12 protein-coding genes are annotated in these 21,672 nt (G+C 48.5%); 5 read left to right on the forward strand and 7 right to left on the reverse strand.

Annotated elements, in window-relative coordinates:
• Window positions 1-41: 41 nt before the first annotated feature.
• Complete coding sequence (locus BLU97_RS12585; protein WP_254771724.1) at window positions 42-914, reverse strand: prohibitin family protein; 873 nt, start codon at window positions 912-914, stop codon at window positions 42-44.
• A gap of 138 nt (window positions 915-1,052) precedes the next feature.
• Between BLU97_RS12585 and ald the strand changes: the two genes are divergently transcribed.
• Window positions 1,053-2,156 (forward strand): alanine dehydrogenase, encoded by a 1,104-nt coding sequence (gene ald / locus BLU97_RS12590; protein ID WP_074761896.1) that lies wholly within the window; start codon window positions 1,053-1,055, stop codon window positions 2,154-2,156.
• Here ald and BLU97_RS12595 read toward each other — a convergent pair.
• The 6 genes from BLU97_RS12595 to BLU97_RS12620 all read right to left on the reverse strand — a co-directional run bounded on the left by BLU97_RS12595 (window position 2,149) and on the right by BLU97_RS12620 (window position 13,133).
• The gene (locus BLU97_RS12595) at window positions 2,149-3,696 is read right to left on the reverse strand and encodes an alpha-amylase family glycosyl hydrolase (RefSeq protein ID WP_081353023.1); all 1,548 of its coding nucleotides are present in this window, start codon (window positions 3,694-3,696) and stop codon (window positions 2,149-2,151) included. The two genes, ald and BLU97_RS12595, sit on opposite strands and share 8 nt — an antisense overlap.
• A 105-nt stretch (window positions 3,697-3,801) precedes the next feature.
• The gene (locus tag BLU97_RS12600; protein WP_175456383.1) at window positions 3,802-5,181 is read right to left on the reverse strand and encodes an alpha-amylase family glycosyl hydrolase; all 1,380 of its coding nucleotides are present in this window, start codon (window positions 5,179-5,181) and stop codon (window positions 3,802-3,804) included.
• Window positions 5,165-6,262: a starch-binding protein gene (locus BLU97_RS12605; protein WP_081353024.1), complete on the reverse strand. Its 1,098-nt coding sequence runs from the start codon at window positions 6,260-6,262 to the stop codon at window positions 5,165-5,167. The genes BLU97_RS12600 and BLU97_RS12605 overlap by 17 nt, the downstream gene beginning before the upstream one ends.
• 19 nt (window positions 6,263-6,281) lie before the next feature.
• Window positions 6,282-8,096 carry a RagB/SusD family nutrient uptake outer membrane protein gene (locus BLU97_RS12610; RefSeq protein ID WP_074761900.1) on the reverse strand — a complete coding sequence of 605 codons (1,815 nt, stop codon included), beginning with the start codon at window positions 8,094-8,096 and terminating at the stop codon, window positions 6,282-6,284.
• Window positions 8,097-8,126: 30 nt separating this feature from the next.
• Complete coding sequence (locus BLU97_RS12615) at window positions 8,127-11,075, reverse strand: SusC/RagA family TonB-linked outer membrane protein (protein WP_074761901.1); 2,949 nt, start codon at window positions 11,073-11,075, stop codon at window positions 8,127-8,129.
• Window positions 11,076-11,132: 57 nt separating this feature from the next.
• Window positions 11,133-13,133 (reverse strand): glycoside hydrolase family 97 protein, encoded by a 2,001-nt coding sequence (locus tag BLU97_RS12620; RefSeq protein WP_175456384.1) that lies wholly within the window; start codon window positions 13,131-13,133, stop codon window positions 11,133-11,135.
• 240 nt (window positions 13,134-13,373) lie between these two features.
• Between BLU97_RS12620 and BLU97_RS12625 the strand changes: the two genes are divergently transcribed.
• The 4 genes from BLU97_RS12625 to BLU97_RS12640 all read left to right on the forward strand — a co-directional run bounded on the left by BLU97_RS12625 (window position 13,374) and on the right by BLU97_RS12640 (window position 21,671).
• Window positions 13,374-15,011: a DUF6377 domain-containing protein gene (locus BLU97_RS12625; protein ID WP_139209025.1), complete on the forward strand. Its 1,638-nt coding sequence runs from the start codon at window positions 13,374-13,376 to the stop codon at window positions 15,009-15,011.
• Between the two features lie 103 nt (window positions 15,012-15,114).
• On the forward strand, window positions 15,115-18,105 hold the full coding sequence (locus BLU97_RS12630) for a PEP/pyruvate-binding domain-containing protein (protein WP_074761903.1): 2,991 nt from the start codon (window positions 15,115-15,117) through the stop codon (window positions 18,103-18,105).
• Window positions 18,106-18,249: 144 nt separating this feature from the next.
• Window positions 18,250-19,758, forward strand: coding sequence for a HAMP domain-containing protein (locus BLU97_RS12635; RefSeq protein WP_081353025.1), 1,509 nt, complete (start codon window positions 18,250-18,252; stop codon window positions 19,756-19,758).
• The gene (locus BLU97_RS12640; protein WP_074761905.1) at window positions 19,755-21,671 is read left to right on the forward strand and encodes a sensor histidine kinase; all 1,917 of its coding nucleotides are present in this window, start codon (window positions 19,755-19,757) and stop codon (window positions 21,669-21,671) included. The genes BLU97_RS12635 and BLU97_RS12640 overlap by 4 nt, the downstream gene beginning before the upstream one ends.
• Window position 21,672 lies beyond the last annotated feature (1 nt).

Raw genomic sequence — 21,672 nt, forward strand, 5'->3', positions numbered from 1 at the left:
CGATTGGGAGGGCTTCTTTGTGTATGGAATGTATTATACTATCACTTCTTGGCGCCGGCGCCGATGACTTTCGAGATGTCCATCATCATGCCGCCGTTGCCAGTCATGATCTGGGGCATCTTGCCATCCCACTTCTCAATCATGTCTTCCTGTACAATCATGGGTGAGAGTGATGCGGCGATGGTGCGGTTGTAGTAGGCCTCGGCATCGGCCTTAATCTTCATGGCCTTGGCGTTACCCTCGGCTTTGGCCACAGCAATCTTGGCATTGGCCTCTGCCTCTTTCACCTCGTTCTCAGCCTTCAGGGCACTCTGGATGGCGGTGTTCTTGGCATCAATCATAGAGAGAAGCGATGATGGTGGGGTAATCTTTGAGGTGAACTCCTCAACCAAAAAGCCCTCGCTCATGAGCGACTTCTCCAAACGGGCACGTACATCGCGCTCGAAATTGGCACGATTCGACATGAGTGAATCAGAGGTGTATTGGTTAGCACAGGTACGATAGGCCTCGTAGATACAGGTACGGATATAGCCCTCTTCGAGTTCCTTAACACCCACACGATACTTGGTGAATATATCGCAGGCCTTATCGGGATTGATGCGGTAGGCAATGGTAGGATCCATCTCGAAAAGCGAGGCATCCTTGGCATTTACCGAGAAGGTTTCGTACTGTTTACGCTGGGTGAACGTAGGATAGGTAAACACGTTGGTGGTGATGGGGTTATAGAACACCCAACCTTTACAAGTGCCCTCAACGCCACCATAGTCCTGCTCGTTGAGCGACCATTTGTGGAAACGAATACCCACCTCACCTGAATCAACTACTGTACAGCAGGTGGTAAACAGAATCATAATTAACACAAAGCCTCCCAAGCAGTAGGCCAGCAAACGATAATACGGTTTCAATGAATTCATAATTTATAGCTTTTTTAATTGTTGCCATGATTGATATCGGTTGCAAAAATACAAAAAAAGTTGGAAAGACTGCATCACCTAACAGATTTTTTCGTATATTCGCACCATAAAACATGTATTACTAAAAACCTTGAGCTTATGAAAGTAGGAATTCCAAAAGAGATTAAGAACAATGAGAACCGTGTAGGTATGACGCCTGCAGGTGTGGCCGAACTTACACGTCGCGGTCACGAGGTTAGCGTGCAGCATACGGCTGGCGAAGGTAGCGGATTCTGCGACGACGACTATGTGAAAGCAGGTGCGCGCATTCTGCCTACCATCGAGGCTGTGTATCGTGAGTGCGACATGATTGTGAAGGTAAAAGAACCCATTGAGCCCGAATATGAGCTGGTTCGCGAGGGGCAGTTGCTGTTCACCTATTTCCACTTTGCTTGCGAAAAGGAACTCACAGAGGCGATGCTGAAGAGCAAGGCAGTATGTCTGGCTTACGAAACAGTGCAACTGCCTAATGGTTCGCTCCCACTATTGCAGCCTATGAGCGAGGTGGCAGGGCGCATGGCCACACTGAATGGTGCCTATTATCTGCAGAAGACCAAGGGCGGAAAGGGTAAACTGATTAGCGGTGTACCTGGAGTAAGTCCGGCTAAGGTGCTGGTACTTGGTGGCGGTGTGGTTGGCGAGGCAGCTGCCTTGATGGCCGCAGGTCTGGGTGCCGACGTGACTATTGCCGATATCTCGCTGCCCCGTTTGCGCCAGTTGGATATCGAGACACCAGCCAACGTGCATACGCTCTATTCGTCGGAGCATAACATCCGACAGATGTTGCCAACGGTTGATATTGTGGTAGGTAGCGTGTTAGTACCAGGTGATAAGACACCACACCTGATTACACGCGAGATGCTGAGACTGATGGAGCCAGGAACGGTGCTGGTTGATGTGGCTATCGACCAGGGGGGCTGTTTCGAGACATCGCGCCCCACCACACATAGCGAACCCGTTTATACCGAGGAGGGTATTGTACACTACTGCGTAGCCAACATCCCTGGTGCTGTACCTAACACCTCTACCCTCGCCCTTACCAACGCTACGTTGCGTTATGCCATTGCACTGGCCGATAAGGGCTGGCAGCAGGCATGCAAGGACGACCCGGCACTGGCCAAGGGACTGAACATTGTAGAAGGAAAGGTAACCTACAAGGCTGTGGCTGACGTATTCGGTCTGCCTTACGAGAAGATTATCTAACTACGTATTTCTTTCCATCACGGATATAGATACCAGCCTTAGTGGGTGTGTGGATAGCACGACCGCTAAGGCTGTACCATTGATGGCTTTGCGATGCAGAGACGGAACGAATACCTGTGGAAGATGATACGGGCTGTTCAGGATAGACACCACGTACATAAACGCGATACCCTTTAGCCTCGATATCAAACGTATGTGAGGCATGAAGCGTAACCTGCTGTCTGCTGGTGCCCTGGGCAATGGTTCTGCTATCAAGCCAAAGGCTCCAATCACCCTCAGTAAGTCCGTTGATAGTAGCCGATGCATCTGTAGTACCCATATTAAGAACTACCAGCACCTGACTATCACCCAAAGTACGGGTATAAGCAAAAACGCTTGTGCTACCTTGTACATCAAACAGCTGGGTTGCAGGATTATCAGCGGTCTGTTTGGCATGACTCAAAGCTGGCACTGCATGCTTTAATGCAAACAGCGTGCGCAGGGTGTTCAGCATCTTATCATCTTTTGCTGTCCAATCAATCTTGGTATCGTTGAAATAGTCGAGAGCCTGATTTCCGCCAACTTCCTGACCATTGTAAACAAGTGGCATTCCATAAACGGTATAAGCAAGTACTGTGAGGGGATAACGGTTATCGCCATACTTCTGAGTGAGCGTTTTCTTGGTTTCATTATAATTCTGATCGTGATTAGTGACATAGAGCATGCGACCAAACGATATATCAGCAGATTTCTGTATCAGCGTATTGACAAACACCTTTAATCGCGACGCTGCCGTGCCATTGGCATAGCTGGCCAATGATGACTGGAACTGCCAGGCATAATCGTAATCAAAGCCAACACTCTTTAACCGGGTTGCATCGGATGCGATATCGGCCTCGCCAAGGAAGGTTACTGGTTTCAGCGCTTTTATCATCGGGATAGTGGTTTGCCAATACGAGGCTGGAATCTGGGGACTACTGATATAATCGCAGCGATAGCCATCAATATCAGCCTCATCGATCCAGAACTTCAGGCAATCGTTCATAGCATTAACTAAGTCGGCATTGCCATAATCCAGCTGCCACACATCGCCATAGTTGTTGGGATGAACCATCTGTCCACCACTCGTTAAGTAGTATTCAGGATGAGTTGTTACCCAGTCGGCATTGGTGGCCGTATGGTTAGGCACCCAATCGAGCCATACCTCCATTCCTAATTCATGGGCACGAGCCACAAAGGTCTTCAAGTCAGCAATAGAACCATAACTAGGATTAGTTTGCTGGAAGTTGGTAGCAGCATAGGGACTATTGATACCTCCGCCACGGGGATAGATGGGCATGAGCCACACCACATCGACACCCAACGTTTTGAGTTCGTACAACCGGGCCTGGGCAGCAGAAAAGGTTCCCTCGGTAGTAAACGAGCCTACATTCATCTCGTACACCACACGGTGCCCATCGGAGCGCATCTCAACCGATCTGTTAATGTCATCCACATAATCGGCAGCAAACAGGCCACCAACATTCAAAGTAAACAGAAGTGCAATTAAAATTTTATTCATAACCAACCAAAATTAAAAAGTGGGGCGACCGTTCTTCACAGAGCAGCCTGCCCCTATGAGTACTCAAATTCAGTAATACCTTTAGTTTTATGATGAAGCAGGTGATTACTGTTTAACGTATACTGCATAACCGTTGGCCTCTAACTTGAGAGGCGATGATCCAGAGAGAGTGCAATCAGAAATACTGGGACCGTTTAAGATTGTCCGACTGTTAAGCCACTGCTGATAGTTGCCTGCTGCAAGCGCTGGGATTACAACCTCAACATCATAGCCACCAAAGTTTACCATCACTACCACGTTGTTACGTTTCCAAGCTAACACGTTACTATCGTTGGTATCGAGAAACTCCACTGGAGCAGTCTCGGCCAATGAGGGTTGCTGGTGATGCAAGGCGATGAGGGTACGGATGGTGTTCAGCATCTTATGATCTACACGCTGCCACTTTACTTTGGCATCGGTAAAATAATTCAGTGTATCGGGATCGCCAATCTCCTGACCATTATAGATGAGCGGCATGCCCTGCAGGGTAAACTCAAGAACGGAAAGGCCATAACGATGTTCGCCATAGAACTTGCGCAACGTGTTACCACCATCGTTGTAGTTCTGATCGTGATTGGTGAGATAAACCATACGACGATTCTTTACTTTAGCCGACTTATCGAGGAATCGCTGACAAATCTGCTTCAGCGTATCAGTATTAAAGCCACGACGGCACAAACGCGCCATTGCCCCCTGAAAACTCCAAGCATAATCGTAATCGAAACCGCACGAATCGATACGCTGGTTATGACGGTCGGTAATGTCGGTCTCGCTCATCATCTCGATTTTCTTACCAGGTTTTAATGTTTTGAGCTGGGCAATGATATCCTGCCAGTAAGATACGGGAATGGTGGGACTCGACACATAATCGCAACGATAGCCATCAACATCGCACTCGTTGATCCAGAACTTCAAAGCCGAGTTTACCTCGTTTACCAATGCGGGATTCTGATAGTTCAACTCTAACACATCGCCCCAGCCATGTGGATGAATCATCTGGCCCTTGTCGTCGCGGGTAAAGTAATCAGGGTGCGACTGTACCCAAGGATTTTCCTGAGCCACATGGTTAGGGACCCAGTCGAGCCATACCTTCATGCCCAGCTGATGAGCACGAGCCACAAAAGCCTTAACATCATCAACCGTTCCGTATTTGGGGTTCACAGCCTTGTAATCCATTGCGGCATAGGGACTATTCACAGTAGCGCCACGCGGATAGATGGGCATCAACCAGATAATATCAATGCCCAATGTATCGAGCCTGCCTAACTGCTGTGCTGCAGCCTGGAATGTACCCTCGGCAGTAAAGGCGCCCACGTTCATCTGATAGATGACACGGTTGGCATCGCTTACAGGCTGGGTATTATCAACAACAAGACTTTTGGTAGCCCCGCCACAGGCTGAGAGCATCAGCGCTGTGGCGAGGATAAGATTACTGCAGTACTTCATAACCACCATCGAAAATGCGGATATAGATGTCGTGATCAATCGTAAAGTTCAGATCGCCACCTTCCCACTGCACACCACCATTGTTATTATTGGGGATGAGATTAAGATTCAAACCGGTATTGGCTGCACCCATATCAAAATAGGTATACTCTACCCCACCGATGGTCTGGGTGCCTGTAACGGGTATTCCAGGCCAACCGCCAAAGGCTTCGGCATCGCCCCAGGCATACAAGGCCAGATCGGTCTGACTCGACTCGTTCAGCACAAACAGGGCAAAGCCATCGTGTTCAACTTTTGCTTCGGCACCAATCTCTTCTATACCATCAGGCGTGATACGCAGATAGATGTTACGATCGATGGTAAAGTTGAAGTCGGCCAACTGTGTTCCGTTTCCACCATTATTAAATATCAGGTTCTCAACCAATCCGGTGTTAGCAGCACCCATATCAAAGTATTTCCAGGTGATACCATCGTGATTCCAAGTACCAGTAACCTGCATACCTGGCCAGTCGCCATTCATATTGTTGATGTCGCCCCACATATAAAGGGTGAGCACATCCCAACCAGTCTGGTCGTCGACATACACACAGAATCCGTCGTGCTCTGGTTCAGGTGCCTCGCCGCCACTCCAGTAGTAGCTTTCCCAACGCTGTCCCCATACATTTGTAAAGGTGCCAACACCAGGATTGTCGGTATGCATAGCGGCCTCGCCAGCAGTAGTAAACTCCTTACCCTGATTCTTTGAGTAGAAGCTGAAGCCATCGGCCAGCGACTTACCTGCTACAAAGCTGTTGGGATCGAGATAGATGCCCCACTTTACATTACTGTTTGGCGCTTTGGTCAACAAATACTGTGGATCACCTATCGCCTCATCGTCGCCATTAAAAGCACCAGTGATATAAATCTCCTCGTCGGCAGTAGTGCCAAAGGGAGCAATAAACTCCAACAGGATGCGATCGGTACGTGTATCGAACTGCTGGCGCTCGTGATCAAACACGATATCCTCGTTTTTTGTGCAGCTGCTCATCAAGCTCACAAAAGCCATCATGACCAGAAACGCACTATATATTTTCTTGCTCATATTCTTTAATGTTTTATGTTTAATAGTTGGGATTCTGAACCAAGCCGGGATTTACAGAGATGGCTGTTTGTGGCAATGGATACCACTCGTACTTGCGGTCGCGCTTAGCGGGCAGGCTGATACCATCCTCGGTAGCACGTCCCCAGAACCACCACTGTCCCTGAGTGAACTTATCAAAACGACGCAGGTCGGTACGACGGCGGTTACCCTCACCCAGGTATTCCTTACCCCACTCAGAGAGCATCCAGTCCATATCAAAATTATCGAAACCAGGACCTGGCACATTCAGAGCGGCAGTACGATCGGATGCCTTGAAGTAACGCTGGCGCACAGCATCAACATACTTCTTTGCCTCGGCACTGTTACCCTTACGCATCTCGCACTCAGCTACATTATAATAAGCCTCGGCCAGACGGAACTGTACATCATCGATGCTCTTGAAACCGCCATTCTCATCGTTTGGATAGAGAGGATACTTAACCAGACGAACGCCCGAGTTGGTTTCGCCCCAACGAGGACTCATCACCGTTTCAAGGTCGCGACCCTGATTCAGGAAGGTGCCCAACTGATCGACAAATACCAGATCCTGACCATCGCGGTCGGCATCGGCCTTCAGCACGTCGCCGGTACCAAAATTGGCACGTACCAAACCTTTCAGGAACATACCCGGGCCATGGGTCTTGGTGGCTGCATCGTAGGTATAGTTCTGCTTACGGATATCGCGGTCGTCGAAGCGCTCATAGGGCGCGCCCAATTTATCGCCATAATCCAAGAAACTCTTGGCACCGATTGAACCACCTGTTGGCTGAACGGTACCCGAGTTATCGAACGAAGGAACCAAGCATACGCAGTTCCAGGCACCGATACCATCGTAGCTCTGTCCGAAGTAATCGGCATAACCATACCACATACCGACCATGGTACGTACGTTAGAGATGGCGTTAGCAGCACCCTGACCATCCTCGGCAGCAAGGGCGAAGATTACCTCGGGACTCTTTACATTATCCATCGAGTACAGGTTACGGTAGTTGCTATCAATCGCATAATTACCATAAGTACCACCAATGATATCTTTCGAAAGCTGTTCACACTCATCGTAGTGGTTCTCGCCGATAAACGCCTCGGCATTGAGCAACAAACGAGCCTTGAGCAAACGGTTCATGGCCTGGTTGGCACGGTTCACCATCGAGTGGTTGTCGTCGTCCTTTGCCAATGCGCCAACCGTCTCGTCGAGTTCGGTAGCAATAAAATCGTATATCTTCTTGCACGATGTATCCCAGTCAGGATCGGCCGAACCAGGCACCTCACTACTAGCCGAGGTATTCAATGGCAGCGCGCCACCCCAAAGTTCGAAGATACAGTAATAGTTCCAGGCACGTATGGTGCGAACCTCGGCTACATACTGTGCCAACTGAGCATCGGTCATACCAAGACTGGCAGCACTCAGCCCCTCGAGATCGCTCAGCAACAGGTTCGAGAGTCCGATAGCTGTCCAAGCGCCGTTCCAGGCATTATTAATGATGGTAGATTCTGAAGTCCAGTTGTGCCAAGAGAGCACGGTCTTCATAGCCTCGTCCCATCCCCAAAGTCCACCATTCCACACACGCCATGTAATCTGGTCGGAGGGATATTCTGAAAGGTGGAAGAAATTCTCACCAGCCAAGGTTTGTGATGTCTGGCCGTAGATGGCAGCCACAGCACCTTTCACACTGGCTTCATTCTGATAATATACACCGGCGTCGATACGATCGTACACTTTCTCATCGAGATCAGTACATGCCGTAAGCCCTAAACCCAGTGCCATCGCAATGATGCTATATTTGATTGTTTTCATATCTCTTAATTCTATATTCTTAAATCATAATTAGTGAAAGCGCAGAGTCACACCCAGACTTACCTGAGTGGCCTGTGGATAGGCGCTATTAGAGTCGATACCAGGAGTGATACCTGTTGAGGTAACAATTGAAGGATCGTTGCCTTCATAACCTGTGAGTGTAAACACATTCTTGGCTGTGAGATAAACACGCAGACTCTCAACCAATTGACGGTTCTTTGGAGTATAGGTATACCCCAAAGTCACGTTGTCGAGTTTTACATAGTCGCCTTTCTCAAGAAAATAACTTGAGATGATACCACCACTCGACTCCACATTACTATAATCAGTATAAGCACTACGCAGTACGTTATCAGTACCTGATCCCTTAAGGCCCATGCCATACTTACGCATGTTGAAGATCTCGTAGCCCAGGGCACTACGGAAGAGCATGCTCAGATCCCAATTCTTGTAGCTGATAGAGTTGCTCCACGACAGGAAGTGCTTAGGTGCGCCATTACCGATGGTGCGCTTGTAAGAAGGATCAGCCTGAGCTGCAGGCACCTTATTGCCATCGTTATCGTAGATGAGCAACAGTCCATTCTCGTCGATACCAGCATGCTCATAGCCATAGAACTGACCTATCTTTCCACCCTCCTCAACACGGAAGAAGTACTCGCTGGTGCCAGGACCTGGTTTCTGATACAGATCCAGATAAGCCATCTGGTAAGCATCGCTAGAGAGTTTTGTAAGCTTGGTATCGCCCATACTCCAGTTGATACCGGTGGTCCACTTCAAGCCTTTCTTGGCAATCACGTCATAATCCAACGAGACCTCGATACCAGTATTCTTGGTGGTTCCCACATTCACCAGAATGGTGTTGTAGATGAATGGTGGCTGGGGAGCTGTGTAGTTGTAAAGCAGATCCTGCGAACGACGGTCGAAATACTCAACGCTACCACGCAAACGACTCTTGAATGCAACAAAATCCAGACCTACGTTGAAAGCAGTCGACTTTTCCCAAGCCAAATCAGGGTTAGCATTCAATGATGGTGCATAACCATTAATCCACTGGTTATCGATAAGATAAGCACCACGCGTGCTATAAGTGGCTATACTCTGATAAGCATTAAAGTCGGAACGACCTGTTACACCATAGCTTACGCGAGGTTTCAGGCTCTGGAAAGTACGTTGCAAGCTCTGAGCAAATGGCGTATTAATGATTTCCCATGCCAACGAAGCAGATGGGAAGTTACCCCACTTTTTGTTAGCACCAAACTTAGTGCTACCCTCACGACGCATAGAGGCCGAAGCGTAGATGATATCATTGAAATTGTAATTCAATCGACCGAAGAAACCTATCAATGTAGATTCTGATGAGCCTGCCCAAATGTTGGCTTTGCCATCGCGCAGATAGCTACCGTTGCCAATGCCATGATACGAAAGGGCATCGTAAACAAAGCCCATATTCTCGTTACCACTCTGCTCCCACATGCTACGCTCCCATGAATAGCCAAGCACAGCCTTAAGCTGGTGCTGCTTCAGCGTCATGGTGTAGTTGATGAGGTACTCCAAGCGGTTGGTCCACCACTTCTGATAGTTGATGCGAGCACGACCATCATAACCATTCCAGAACGATTCGCTCGAGGTTGATGGTGTATAGAAGTTATCCTTCAGGTCGTTGTACTGCAAGGCATAGCTCAATGAGGTATTCAGGTTGTGCTGCTCTAACTGCAGGATATTGAGTTTCACATCTGCATTACCCAACAAATAGATGCGATCGCCCTGACTCACGTTCTCTTTCAGATCGTTCACTGGGTTGTGGATATCTGTAGGTGAATTGGGCTGATAATAAGTGCCATCAGCATTTTTCACAGGGATGGTTGGGTTCATGGTGAGGGCAGTATCAAACAAGCCGTCGTTACCCCACTTCTCGTGTACCTTACGGGCAGAGAGTGAAGAGTTGAACTGCAAACGGTTGTTGAGCACACGCTGCTCGCCTACAAAGCGACCACCGTATTCCTCACGACCCGATACGATATCCAAACCATTACCTTTCTTATAATTAACAGAGAGTCCGAAATAACCATTCTTAGTTGATGAATCAACAGAGATATACTGGTTGAGACTATAGCTTACCGGACGGGTAATCTCGCCCCACCAATCGGTATCGGCACCGTAGTCCTGACCGCGACGTGAACGACGGAACTCGTCGGTAGAGAGAATATCTACACGGGGCTTCTGAATATTGAGTGCGATATAGCTGTCGTAGGTTACGTTAGTAACACCAGCCGAGCCCGAGCCTTTCTTAGTTGTAACCAGGATAACACCATTAGCACCACGGGTACCATAGATGGCAGCCGAGCCGGCATCCTTCAGTACGGTAATCGACTCAACATCCTGGGTAGCAATGTTACGCAGATCGCCACCGGCTATACCATCGATAACAACCAGCGGGCCGTTGCTGGCTGTCAACGAACCAGCACCACGCACCTGGATATCGGTCATGGCATTAGGATTGGCATCGGCAGTAGCAGCCACATTCAGACCAGCCACCTTACCAGCAATCAGCGCCATAGGGTCGCTGGCTGCACCTTGGTTAAACTGGTCCTTGTTAATCTGAACCACTGAGCTCGATATTTCTTTCTTAGCCATCGAGCCATAACCAACCACAACCACTTCGTTCAGCTGTGCCACATCCTCTTTCAGCACAACCTCCATGCCGTCCTTGGCTTTCAGTTCCTGTGGATTGTAGCCGATGTAAGAGAACACCAACGTAGCTCCAGGCTTACATGACAGCTTGAAGTTTCCGTCGAAGTCAGTCACTGTACCATTCGATGTTCCTTTGACAATGATCGAGGCGCCAATAACGGCTATGCCCGATTCGTCCTTCACACGACCATTAATCGTGGTCTGTGCCGAAACATCCAAAGCGAAAAACATCACCGCCAACATTATCAGCAGGCGATAACAAAGATTCTTTGATCTTTTCATCTTCATTGGTTTTTGTTAAAATTAGAGTTATAAAAAAAGTTTTAGTTGAAAATATCTTGCCTTTTATTGCTTAGCTTTCTCAATCCTGACGGCAGCGCCACCACTACGAGCCAGACGCAGGTGCAGGGTGTCGGCTTTAGTAACAGCAATCTGGCGTATCGTCATCTCGTATGGATTACGCTCAAAGTCGGCTTCAGGTCCATCCTCGTAAATAATAGCACGATAAGTGGCACCTTCGTCAAGGAAATCGAGTGACACTTCCAGACTACGAGCCTCCTCGTTAGTAATACTGCCGATAAACCAGCTGTCGCCGCCACGCTCCTTACGGGCGATGGTGATATACTTACCAATCTCACCGTTGGGCACTAAAGTACGACTCCATGTGGTAGGACAACTCTCAATAAAGCTGAGTGCAGGCTGTCCTTCGTAATTCTCGATGGCATCGGCTGCCATCTGTAACGGACTGTAGATAACGACAAACTCACCCAGCTGCTTGGCCAATGTAGAGTGCGGATGGGTGCCTGGCACAATCTCCGAGAAATTAAAGATGGCAGGCGTAAAATCGGTAGGACCAGCTAAACCACGGGTAAACGGCAGCGTAACGGTGTGAGATGGTGGATTACCACCACGACGATCCCAGGCATTATATTCCTGGCCACGCACACCTTCCTGAGTCATCAGGTTTGGCCAAGTGCGCTGTATGCCAGTAGGCATAGCTGGCTCGTGATTATCTATCATGATATGATGCTTGGCAGCACACTCTATCACCTTACGATAATGACGGATACCATACTGCGACTTAGCTAACTCCTTACCATCAAAGTAATGTCCAACGTATCCCGTCTTTACGGCACGAATGCCCAATCGTTCGAACCAGTTGAAAGCCTGTTCCATCTGACTCTCCAGGAGAGAGGCATTACCCCAGGTTTCGGTATGACCGATAAATCGTACACCTTTTTGCAAGCCATACCGGGTTACTTCGTGCATATCAAAATCGGGGTACGACTCCAGATAGCTAATCTTCTCGCCCTGTCCCCAACCAGGATTCCAGCCCTCGGCCAACACACCGCTGAAGCCATGACGGGCAGCAAAGTCCATATAGCGTTTCACGTTCTCGGTAGTAGCACCATGGGCAGGCCCCATCTCCCAAGTGTTCTGTTTTTTGTGGATGCTCCACCAGATGCCGATATAACGGCCTGGCTCAATCCACGATGTATCTTTAATTTGTGATGGTTCATTCAGATTCAGCATCAGGTTCGAGGTGAGCAATCCACCTGCTGTTTTGCTGATAATCATCGTACGCCAGGGACTCTTAAGCTGCCCCTTGGCATACACCTTTACCCCACTACGCCAAGGTGTAAGGGCGGTAAGTAATCTAACAGCGCCACCATCCGCACTCCGGGGGGTGAGATTGATGCTGGCATAATCCTCGAGTGCAGCCTCGTGGATGGCCAGATACAAATCCTTCTCATACTCTATTGTAAGTGGTGTGCATACAGTATCCTTCTGGCTCAGCATTCCAGCCTTGTAGATTCCTTCGAAATACTCGGTATGGTTAGTGGGTATCGACCAGGCTTTGGCATCGTGTGCCAAAGTCATCTCGGTCAACTCGTCCATAATCTGAAATTCCTTTCCTTTATTATAATCTGGCAGGATATAACGGAAACCGAAGCCATCATTATACACACGGAACACCACTTGCATAGGCTGTCCAGACTGTTCGCGGAAATTTACCATCAGTTCATTGTAATGATTATGAGTGATATCATTTTCGCCCCAAGGCTGATTCCAAATCTCGTCCTTCTGCGAGCGAGCTACCTTGCCCATCTTTGTCTTAGCACCCAACTCACCATTATTTAATAGGTATCCTAAATGCGAGGGGGCCACAACAGCTTTTTCCTCATAGTTTACCATATAAAATGGTTGTTGATTCTTCACGCCGACGGTAACCGTCACGGCACCGTCGGGCGAAGTTACCTTAACGTTTCCGGCATTACTTTTAGTAACACCATTCATTACCAAACTAACCAATATAACAAATCTAACATACCTCAGTAATCGCATAATTTTGAAATTTTTCGGCAAAGATAGAGATATCATTCTACGCCTCCAAGCGCCACAAACAAATATCTAAACTCTCAAAATCGCAAACATCTGGAAATAAACTGGTTATAATTTAGACTCATCACAAAAATCTAAAGAAAATCAATCGCAATTTGGCATAAATAGGCTTATATTATTTGGTTATTTCAGAAAGATATCGTATCTTTGTGCCCAACAACATAACACAAACAACTCTAACTTATGATACGACAATGCATCATTTTGATTCTGATGGTTCTGACCACAGAGAGTCGGGCTCAACAAGCAAGTAACCGACAGCTCTATCAAACGCTCGACAGCTTGATAGAACACTACGACCAGTTAACAGCCGATAAAGAACGCCGCGTGGCAGCCATCAAGGAGGGAGTTAAAGGTATTACTTTAACTGCTGAGCAGCAATACGACCTGAACCAACGACTCTACGACGAATATGTTGCCTATAAGTTCGACTCTGCTTTCTATTATATAGATAAGAATGTGAAAGCCTTGCGCAAATCGGGCAACCACAATCGTTTTGCAGCCAGCGCCGTACGTATGGCACATATTCTGGCTGTTACAGGACTCTTTGATCGTGCCCGCCGACTGCTGGATGAAGTAGCAGTTGACTCGATTAACGACCAACAGAAGATAGCCTTTTACAACCAACAAAGTGAGCTGAACCTGTACCGTTCGGAAATGGCTCAGAACACCGAATACTTCTACGACTATATACAACGAGCACAATACTATCGACAGCTGGTGATACAGATTGCGCCCAAAGACAGTTACGATTATATCTTTAATCAGGCTACCTACATTTGCGAGGCTGGCGACACCAACAAAGCCATACAGATGCTTGAAGACTACCTGCTGAAGCTTGAAGAGGGTACGCGTGCTTACAGTATTGTTACCAGCACGCTGGCTTTCTTCTACCAAACCAAGGAGATGCACCAACAGCAGGAACGTTATCTTCTGCTCAGCGCCATCAGCGATGAGCGATGCGCCATCCGTGAGAACAACTCGCTACGCATACTTTCAGAGATACTAATGAACCGCGGTAATAACGACGATGCCTACCGTTATCTGTTACAAGCCATCAGCGAGGCCCGTTTCTATGGTAGTCGCATCCGCATGATGCAAGTAGGACGCATGGCGCCGCAGATTCTGCAACTATACGATGCCGAGCGCACTCAGACCCAGCAGCGCACCAACCTACTGCTGGCCATCATATCCTTTATCTCGCTGGTACTTGCAGGTATCATCGTCTATACCCTACGTCTGTATCGCAAAAAACACGCAGCTGGTTTGCAGATTATCGAGATGAACAAGATTCTGGCTAAGCATACCGAAGAGATTGAGACTGTTAACACGCAGATGAAAGAAGCCAATCGCATTAAAGAGGAATACATTGGACGTTTTCTGGAACTCAGCAGTATGTTGCTTTCAAACACCGAGCAACGCATGAAACAGTTAAACCGATTAGCTAGAGAACGAAAACTGGAGGAACTATATGCCGAACTCAAAACGATGGAACCAGTAAACACAGGTATCCGCACTTTCCATAGTCAATTCGACACCGCCTTCCTTAACATCTACCCCCACTTTATCAGCGAGGTCAACAAGTTACTTACACCTGAGAATCAGTTCATTACCGACAACGACGGGGCTACAGCCAAGCGTTTAACAACCGAGTTACGCATTCTGGCTCTTATCCGCCTTGACATTACCGACAATCAAGAGATTGCCGATATTCTCCGTTCCAGCATCACCACCATCTACACCTACCGTTCTAAACTCAAAGCCAAAGCCCTCAACAAAGAGACTTTCGAAGACGACGTACGTAAGATTGCCACTTATTAGCTCGAGGATATTCCCAGTTAGGGAAAATTTATTCCCCAGTTAGGGAAATATTTTTTCCCAACGTGGGAACTTTGGGGAAAATTTTATATCTTTGTCGCCGAATATGGAAGAAGTAAGCAAGATACCATCTGAGTGGAATAAATTCTACTTGAAGGATGTGTCGTTCGTGAACCTGATGACACGACGCATCTTTAATGTGCTGATTGTGGCCAATCCCTACGATGCGTTTATGCTCGAAGACGACGGTCGTGTAGATGAGAAGATCTTCGACGAGTATATGGAGCTGGGTATGCGATACCCACCCACGTTCCGACAGGTATCGACCACCGAGGAGGCACACGAAGTGCTACACAACACGGATATCGACCTGGTAATCTGTATGCCTGGTAATGCGGACAACGATGCCTTTACCGTGGCACGAGAAATCAAGGCCGAGCATCCAAACATTCCTTGCGTGGTGCTTACACCCTTCTCGCATGGTATCACCAAACGTATTCAGGATGAGGATATGTCGGTGTTCGACTACGTGTTCTGCTGGTTGGGTAACACCAACCTCATTATGAGCATCATCAAGCTGATTGAGGACAAGATGAACATCGAGCACGACATCAAGGAGGCCGGCGTACAGATGATTATGCTGGTTGAGGATAACATCCGCTTCTACTCGAGCGTGCTACCAAACCTCTATAACTATATTCTGGCTCAGAGTAAACGTTTCTCGACCGAGGCGCTGAACCCGCATGCTGCAGCCCAGCGTAAACGCGGACGCCCCAAAGTGGTACTGGCTACCACCTACGAGGAAGCCATGCAGCTGTACGAGAAGTATCACGAGAACACCTTAGGCGTGATTAGTGACACCCGATTCCCCATGCAAGTACACGAGGGCCGGTTGAGCCACGTAGAGGAAGGCGATCCTGAGGCAGGTTTGAAACTGCTGAGGGAGATTCGTCGCCGCGATGAATATGTGCCCCTGATTCTCGACTCTTCGGAGATTGGCAACAAAGCAAAAGCCGAGGCCGAGGGTTTCCACTTTATTGATAAGAACTCTACCAAGATGAATGTGGACCTGCACCACCTGATGGAGGAACACATGGGTTTTGGCGACTTTATATTCCGCGATCCGAAAACCAAGGAAGAGGTGTTCCGTGTATCGTCGCTGAAGGAACTGCAGGACAACATCTTCAAGATTCCTTACGACTCGATGCTCTACCACGTAAGTCGTAACCACATGAGTCGCTGGCTTACAGCACGTGCCATCTTCCCCGTTTCGGCCTTCTTGAAACATGTTACCTGGCATAAGCTGCAGGATGTGGATGCCCACCGACAGATTATCTTCGATGCCATTGTGCAGTACCGCCGGATGAAGAATATTGGTGTGGTAGCCGTGTTCGACCGACTGAAGTTCGACCGCTATGCCCACTTTGCCCGTATCGGTGAAGGTTCGTTAGGAGGTAAAGGTCGTGGTCTGGCATTCCTTGATAACATCATCAAGCGCCACCCAGAGCTGAACCAGTTTGAACAGGCCAAGGTATCGATACCTAAAACAGTGGTATTGTGTACCGACTTCTTCGACGAGTTCATGGAGAAGAACAACCTGTGGACAATAGCCTTGAGCGATGCCAGCGACGAGGAGATACTGCAGCACTTTATGCGTGCCCAGTTGCCCGACTCGCTGATAGCCGACTTCTTTACCTTCTTTGATGCGGTGAAGAGTCCTATCGCCATCCGTTCAAGTTCGTTGCTCGAGGATTCGCACTACCAGCCCTTTGCAGGTATCTACTCTACCTATATGATTCCTTATCTGGATGATAAATACGAGATGCTACGCATGCTGGCCTGTGCCATCAAGGGTGTGTATGCCTCGGTTTACTATAAGGACTCGAAGGCCTATATGCTGGCCACGCAGAACGTGATCGACCAGGAGAAGATGGCTGTGATTCTGCAGGAAGTAGTGGGTAAGCAGTATGGCGACCTATACTACCCCAACTTCAGCGGTGTGCTGCGTTCGTTGAACTACTACCCCATCGGCGACGAGACTGCCGAAGAGGGTATTGCATCGCTGGCAGTAGGATTAGGAAAATATATCGTAGATGGCGGTCAAACCCTACGCGTATCACCCTATCACCCCAAGCAGGTACTGCAGACTTCGGAGATGGAGACAGCCCTGAGCGAGACCCAAACCCGATTCTACGCCTTGGACATGGCTCATGTAGGCGATGACTTTAAGGTTGACGACGGCTTTAATATCAAGAAGGTACGTGTAAAGCAGGCTGCCGAAGACGGAGCCCTCACCTATCTGGCTTCGACCTACGACCCGACGGATAACATCATCCGCGATGGTATCTACGAGGGCGGACGAAAGGTCATCTCGTTCTGCGGTGTGCTACAGCACGATGTATTCCCATTGCCCGAGCTGCTACAGATGTCGCAGAAGTTAGGTGCCGACGAGATGAAGCGCCCTGTAGAGATTGAGTTTGCCTGCAACCTGAACGACGACCGCACTGGCGAGTTCTACCTGCTGCAGATTCGTCCTATCGTAGATGCCAAGCAGGTGCTGGATGAAGACCTGCAACAGATACCTGACAGCGACTGCTTGCTGCGCTCGTACAACTCATTGGGTCATGGTATTTCCGAGGACGTGGTGGATGTGGTTTATGTAAAGACCGACGACGACTTTACCGCCGTAAACAATCCTACCATCGCCTGCGAGATTGAGGAGATAAACCGCAAGTTCCTACAGGCTGACAAGAACTACGTGCTGATTGGTCCGGGCCGCTGGGGATCGAGCGACTACTGGCTGGGCATTCCCGTAAAATGGCCTCACATATCAGCAGCAAGGGTGATTGTTGAGGTAGGATTGAAGAACTACCGTGTTGACCCCTCGCAGGGCACGCACTTCTTCCAGAACCTCACCTCGTTCGGTGTGGGTTACTTCACCATCAACACCTATACGGGCGACGGGGTATTCCAAAAGGAACTGCTCGACCAGATGCCCGCTGTTGAAGAGACCCAGTTCGTACGTCACGTGCGCTTCGACCATCCACTGAGAATCATGATGGATGGTAAGAAACAAACAGGCGTAGTACTGCGATGAGATACAGGCCCTGCTGCAATTACGATATTGCGGCAGGGCTTTTTACTAAATAAACAAAAAAATAAACAGGAAACTTGGTTTGAAATAATATTTTTCATACCTTTGCACAGAGTGCAATACCAATCTATTAACAATACCGCATGTATGTCGAAACTAACTGCAAAGATTAAAAGTGATTTGTCATTACGCATCAGTCTGATGATAGTGCTTGCCATGGCACTGCTGTTAACTGTAACGCTGCTTGTCATGCTTCATTATTCGCGCAATTCGATGAAAGATGATGCGCTGAATCGAGCCACCTATACACTCGATCGCGCCACCAACAACATCGATAATATCCTGCTGAGCGTAGAGGAAACGGCTGGCAATATATACTTCAACATGAAGTTTGATGATCCGGAACGGATGTACACCTATGCCCATAAGATTGTAGAAACCAATCCATACATCTCGGGCTGTGTCATCGCCTTTAAGCCCGGATACTTTAAGGGGCACGACCTGTTTATGGTATATGCACACAGTACCGATAGTACACACCAGGATCACTCCACAGCCAACATTGTTCACAGCAACAGTTTCGGCACCAAGCCCTATACCGAACAGATTTGGTTTAATCGTCCGATAGGTAAGAACAGAGCCATGTGGATGAACCCGCTACTCGGCATGAAGTCGGACATAGAGCCACTCACCTCGTTCTGTGCGCCTATACTCGACGCTAATCATAGTCCGATAGGTGTTATCAGCGTACATGTGCCACTACAACTGCTTTCAAGCGTTATCTCAGCCGCCAAGCCTTCGCCCAACTCCTATTGCGCGCTGGTAGATAACGACGGGTCGTTTATTGTTGATCCCACAGCAGGCTATCTCTCAAAAATCAAGGCTTTCAACCTGCCAGGCATCTCGGTTCAGGAGGCTGTAAAAACGATGATGTCGGGTAATAAAGGTTACCTGCCATTCGATATCGACGGACGTAAGTTCTATCTGTTCTACCAACCATTCAGGATGGCCGAAGTGCCCTATCGCACCTTGATAACAAATCCTGGCTGGAGTATCGGCGTAGCATTCTCAGAAAACGACATCTTTGGCGAGTACAATGCACTATTCAACTTTGTAATCATCATTGCCATCGTGGGCATGGTACTGATGTATCTGCACACCCGTCTGATTATCCGTCACCGCTTAAAGCCACTCAGGATGCTTACTGAGCTGACGGATCGCATTGCCCACGGACAATATAACGAGCCCCTACCCTCACGCCATCGGAACAAGGACGAGATAGGTATGCTACAAGGCCACTTCCAGCAGATGCAACGCTCGGTAGCAGCCAACATCAACGAGCTGCACGAACTAACCCAAACCATACAGGAACGTAGTAAAGAGTTGCATATTGCGTACGAGCAAGCCCAGAAGGCCGACCGAATGAAGACGGCTTTCCTGCATAACATGACCGACCAGATGTTGGCCCCATCGTTTGCCATCGACGAGGATGTGTCGGCATTAAGTCATTTTGATAAAGAAACAAGCACCCAGACGGTGAGCCAGTTAGTGGAGGACATCCAGCAAAACGGCGACACCATCACGCAGATACTGAATAACCTTATCAACCTCTCGGAAAAAGAAGAAGACCTGGAGGAGAAAGGAGGTAAGCTATGATAAGTATTCGTCGTTCATTCTCGGCTAAGGTCATCATGTGGGTTCTGCTGTTAGCTGTACCAGTTTTCCTGGCATCGGTAGGTGTACTGTTCTGGCAGTCGCACAAACTGATACGTGCCGAAGCTGTTGATAAAGCCAGCAATGTACTGGCTTGTGCCATGCACCGTATTAACCGTTATCTGATAACGACCAAGACGGCAAGTCATACTAATGCCTGGATAGTTGAGCAATCACTATACCCCGACTCGATACAGGCCATAACCAACCGCATAGCAACCACCAATCCCTATACCGATGGTTGTGCCATCAGTACCGAGCCAGGTGTATTGCCACAGTATCCCGACGGATTCATGTCGGTTTCGTTCAATACCAAAGACAGCATCAATACCTTTATTGAGCCCGACCACAGCTACTTCCAGGAACGTTGGTACAGTATTCCTCGTACACAGCGCAAACCAACCTGGGTGGTTTTTAACGACAAGAACAGAAAACAGGAAACCGACGAAGATGCTACGATAGCCGCCTATACGCACCCCTTGTTCAACAAGAAAGGTAAGTTTGTTGGCGTTATTTCAATCTGGCTCTCATTGCAGCACATCTCCAATATTATGGCCGAGGTACGACCCTATCCGCACTCGTACTATGTGATGATTGACGAGAAAGGGCGCTATGTGGGGCATCCCGATTCTACCCGTCTATTCAACCAAACGATCTTCAGCGTGGCCGACCCACAACATCAGGCCGACCTGATAGCCTTAGGTTACGAGATGACAAAGGGTAATAAAGGTAGCATGTCGGTAAAAATCAATGGCAAAAAATCGCTGGTATGCTATATGCCCGTTGAAGGCACTCCATGGAGCCTGGCTATTGTTTGTCCGCATAGCGATATCTTGAGAGGATTCTACCGTCTTACCTATATTGTAGTGGCACTACTGATTGTTGGTTTGCTGCTTATCTTTATCAACTGTCACAAGGCGGTAACCGTTTCACTCAGTCCGCTACAGCAACTGCTTGAAAAAACCAAAGCTGTTAGCAACGGCCATTTAGATGTGGATATAGCCCATACCAAGCGAACAGATGTGATAGGCGGATTACAGAACAGCTTTGCCACCATGTTGGAGTCGCTCAACTATTATATCAACAGCGTGCGTACCGCTACCGATCAGACCAAGCGTTACAACCGTGAGTTGGAGCATACCACCCAACTGGCAGTAGAGGCCCAACGCCAGAAAACTGTTTTCATCCAGAACGTTACGCACCAGATACGCACACCGCTTAATATCATTATGGGCTTTGCACAGATACTGAATTGCCCTACCGACGACACATCGCTGAGCGAAGAGTTAGGACAGGATGAGATTAAGAGTATTGCCAGCACCATGACGCACAACAGCCGACTGCTTATACGTATGGTGATGATGCTGTTCGACAGCTCTGATAACGGCAAGGCCGAGACTGCCAATTGCGATAAACGCGAGATGGTGGCATGCAACGATGTGTGCCGGGTTGCACTGAAATTCACAACCAAGTACAATCCCGAAGTACCTGTTGAGTTCAAGACCGAGTTGGCCGACGACTTCTGCATCCATACCAACTACCGTTACCTGGAATACAGTCTGGAAGAGTTACTCAGCAATGCCGTACGCTATTCCGACCAGCAGCACATCTCGCTGCACGTAACACGTAACAAGGAGTTTGTACGTTTCGTAGTACAGGATACGGGTAAGGGTATTGCCGAGGCCGACCGTGAGCACATTTTTAAGTTCTTTACCAAGGTAGACGACTTTAGCGAGGGCTTAGGCCTGGGCCTGCCCCTTACTAAACGTCATGCAGAAACATTGGGTGGAAACCTGATACTCGACACCACCTACCATGAGGGTAGCCGGTTTATCTTCGAGATACCCGTGGCATAGC

Source organism: Xylanibacter ruminicola, from assembly GCF_900107775.1.
GTDB lineage: Bacteria > Bacteroidota > Bacteroidia > Bacteroidales > Bacteroidaceae > Prevotella > Prevotella ruminicola_C.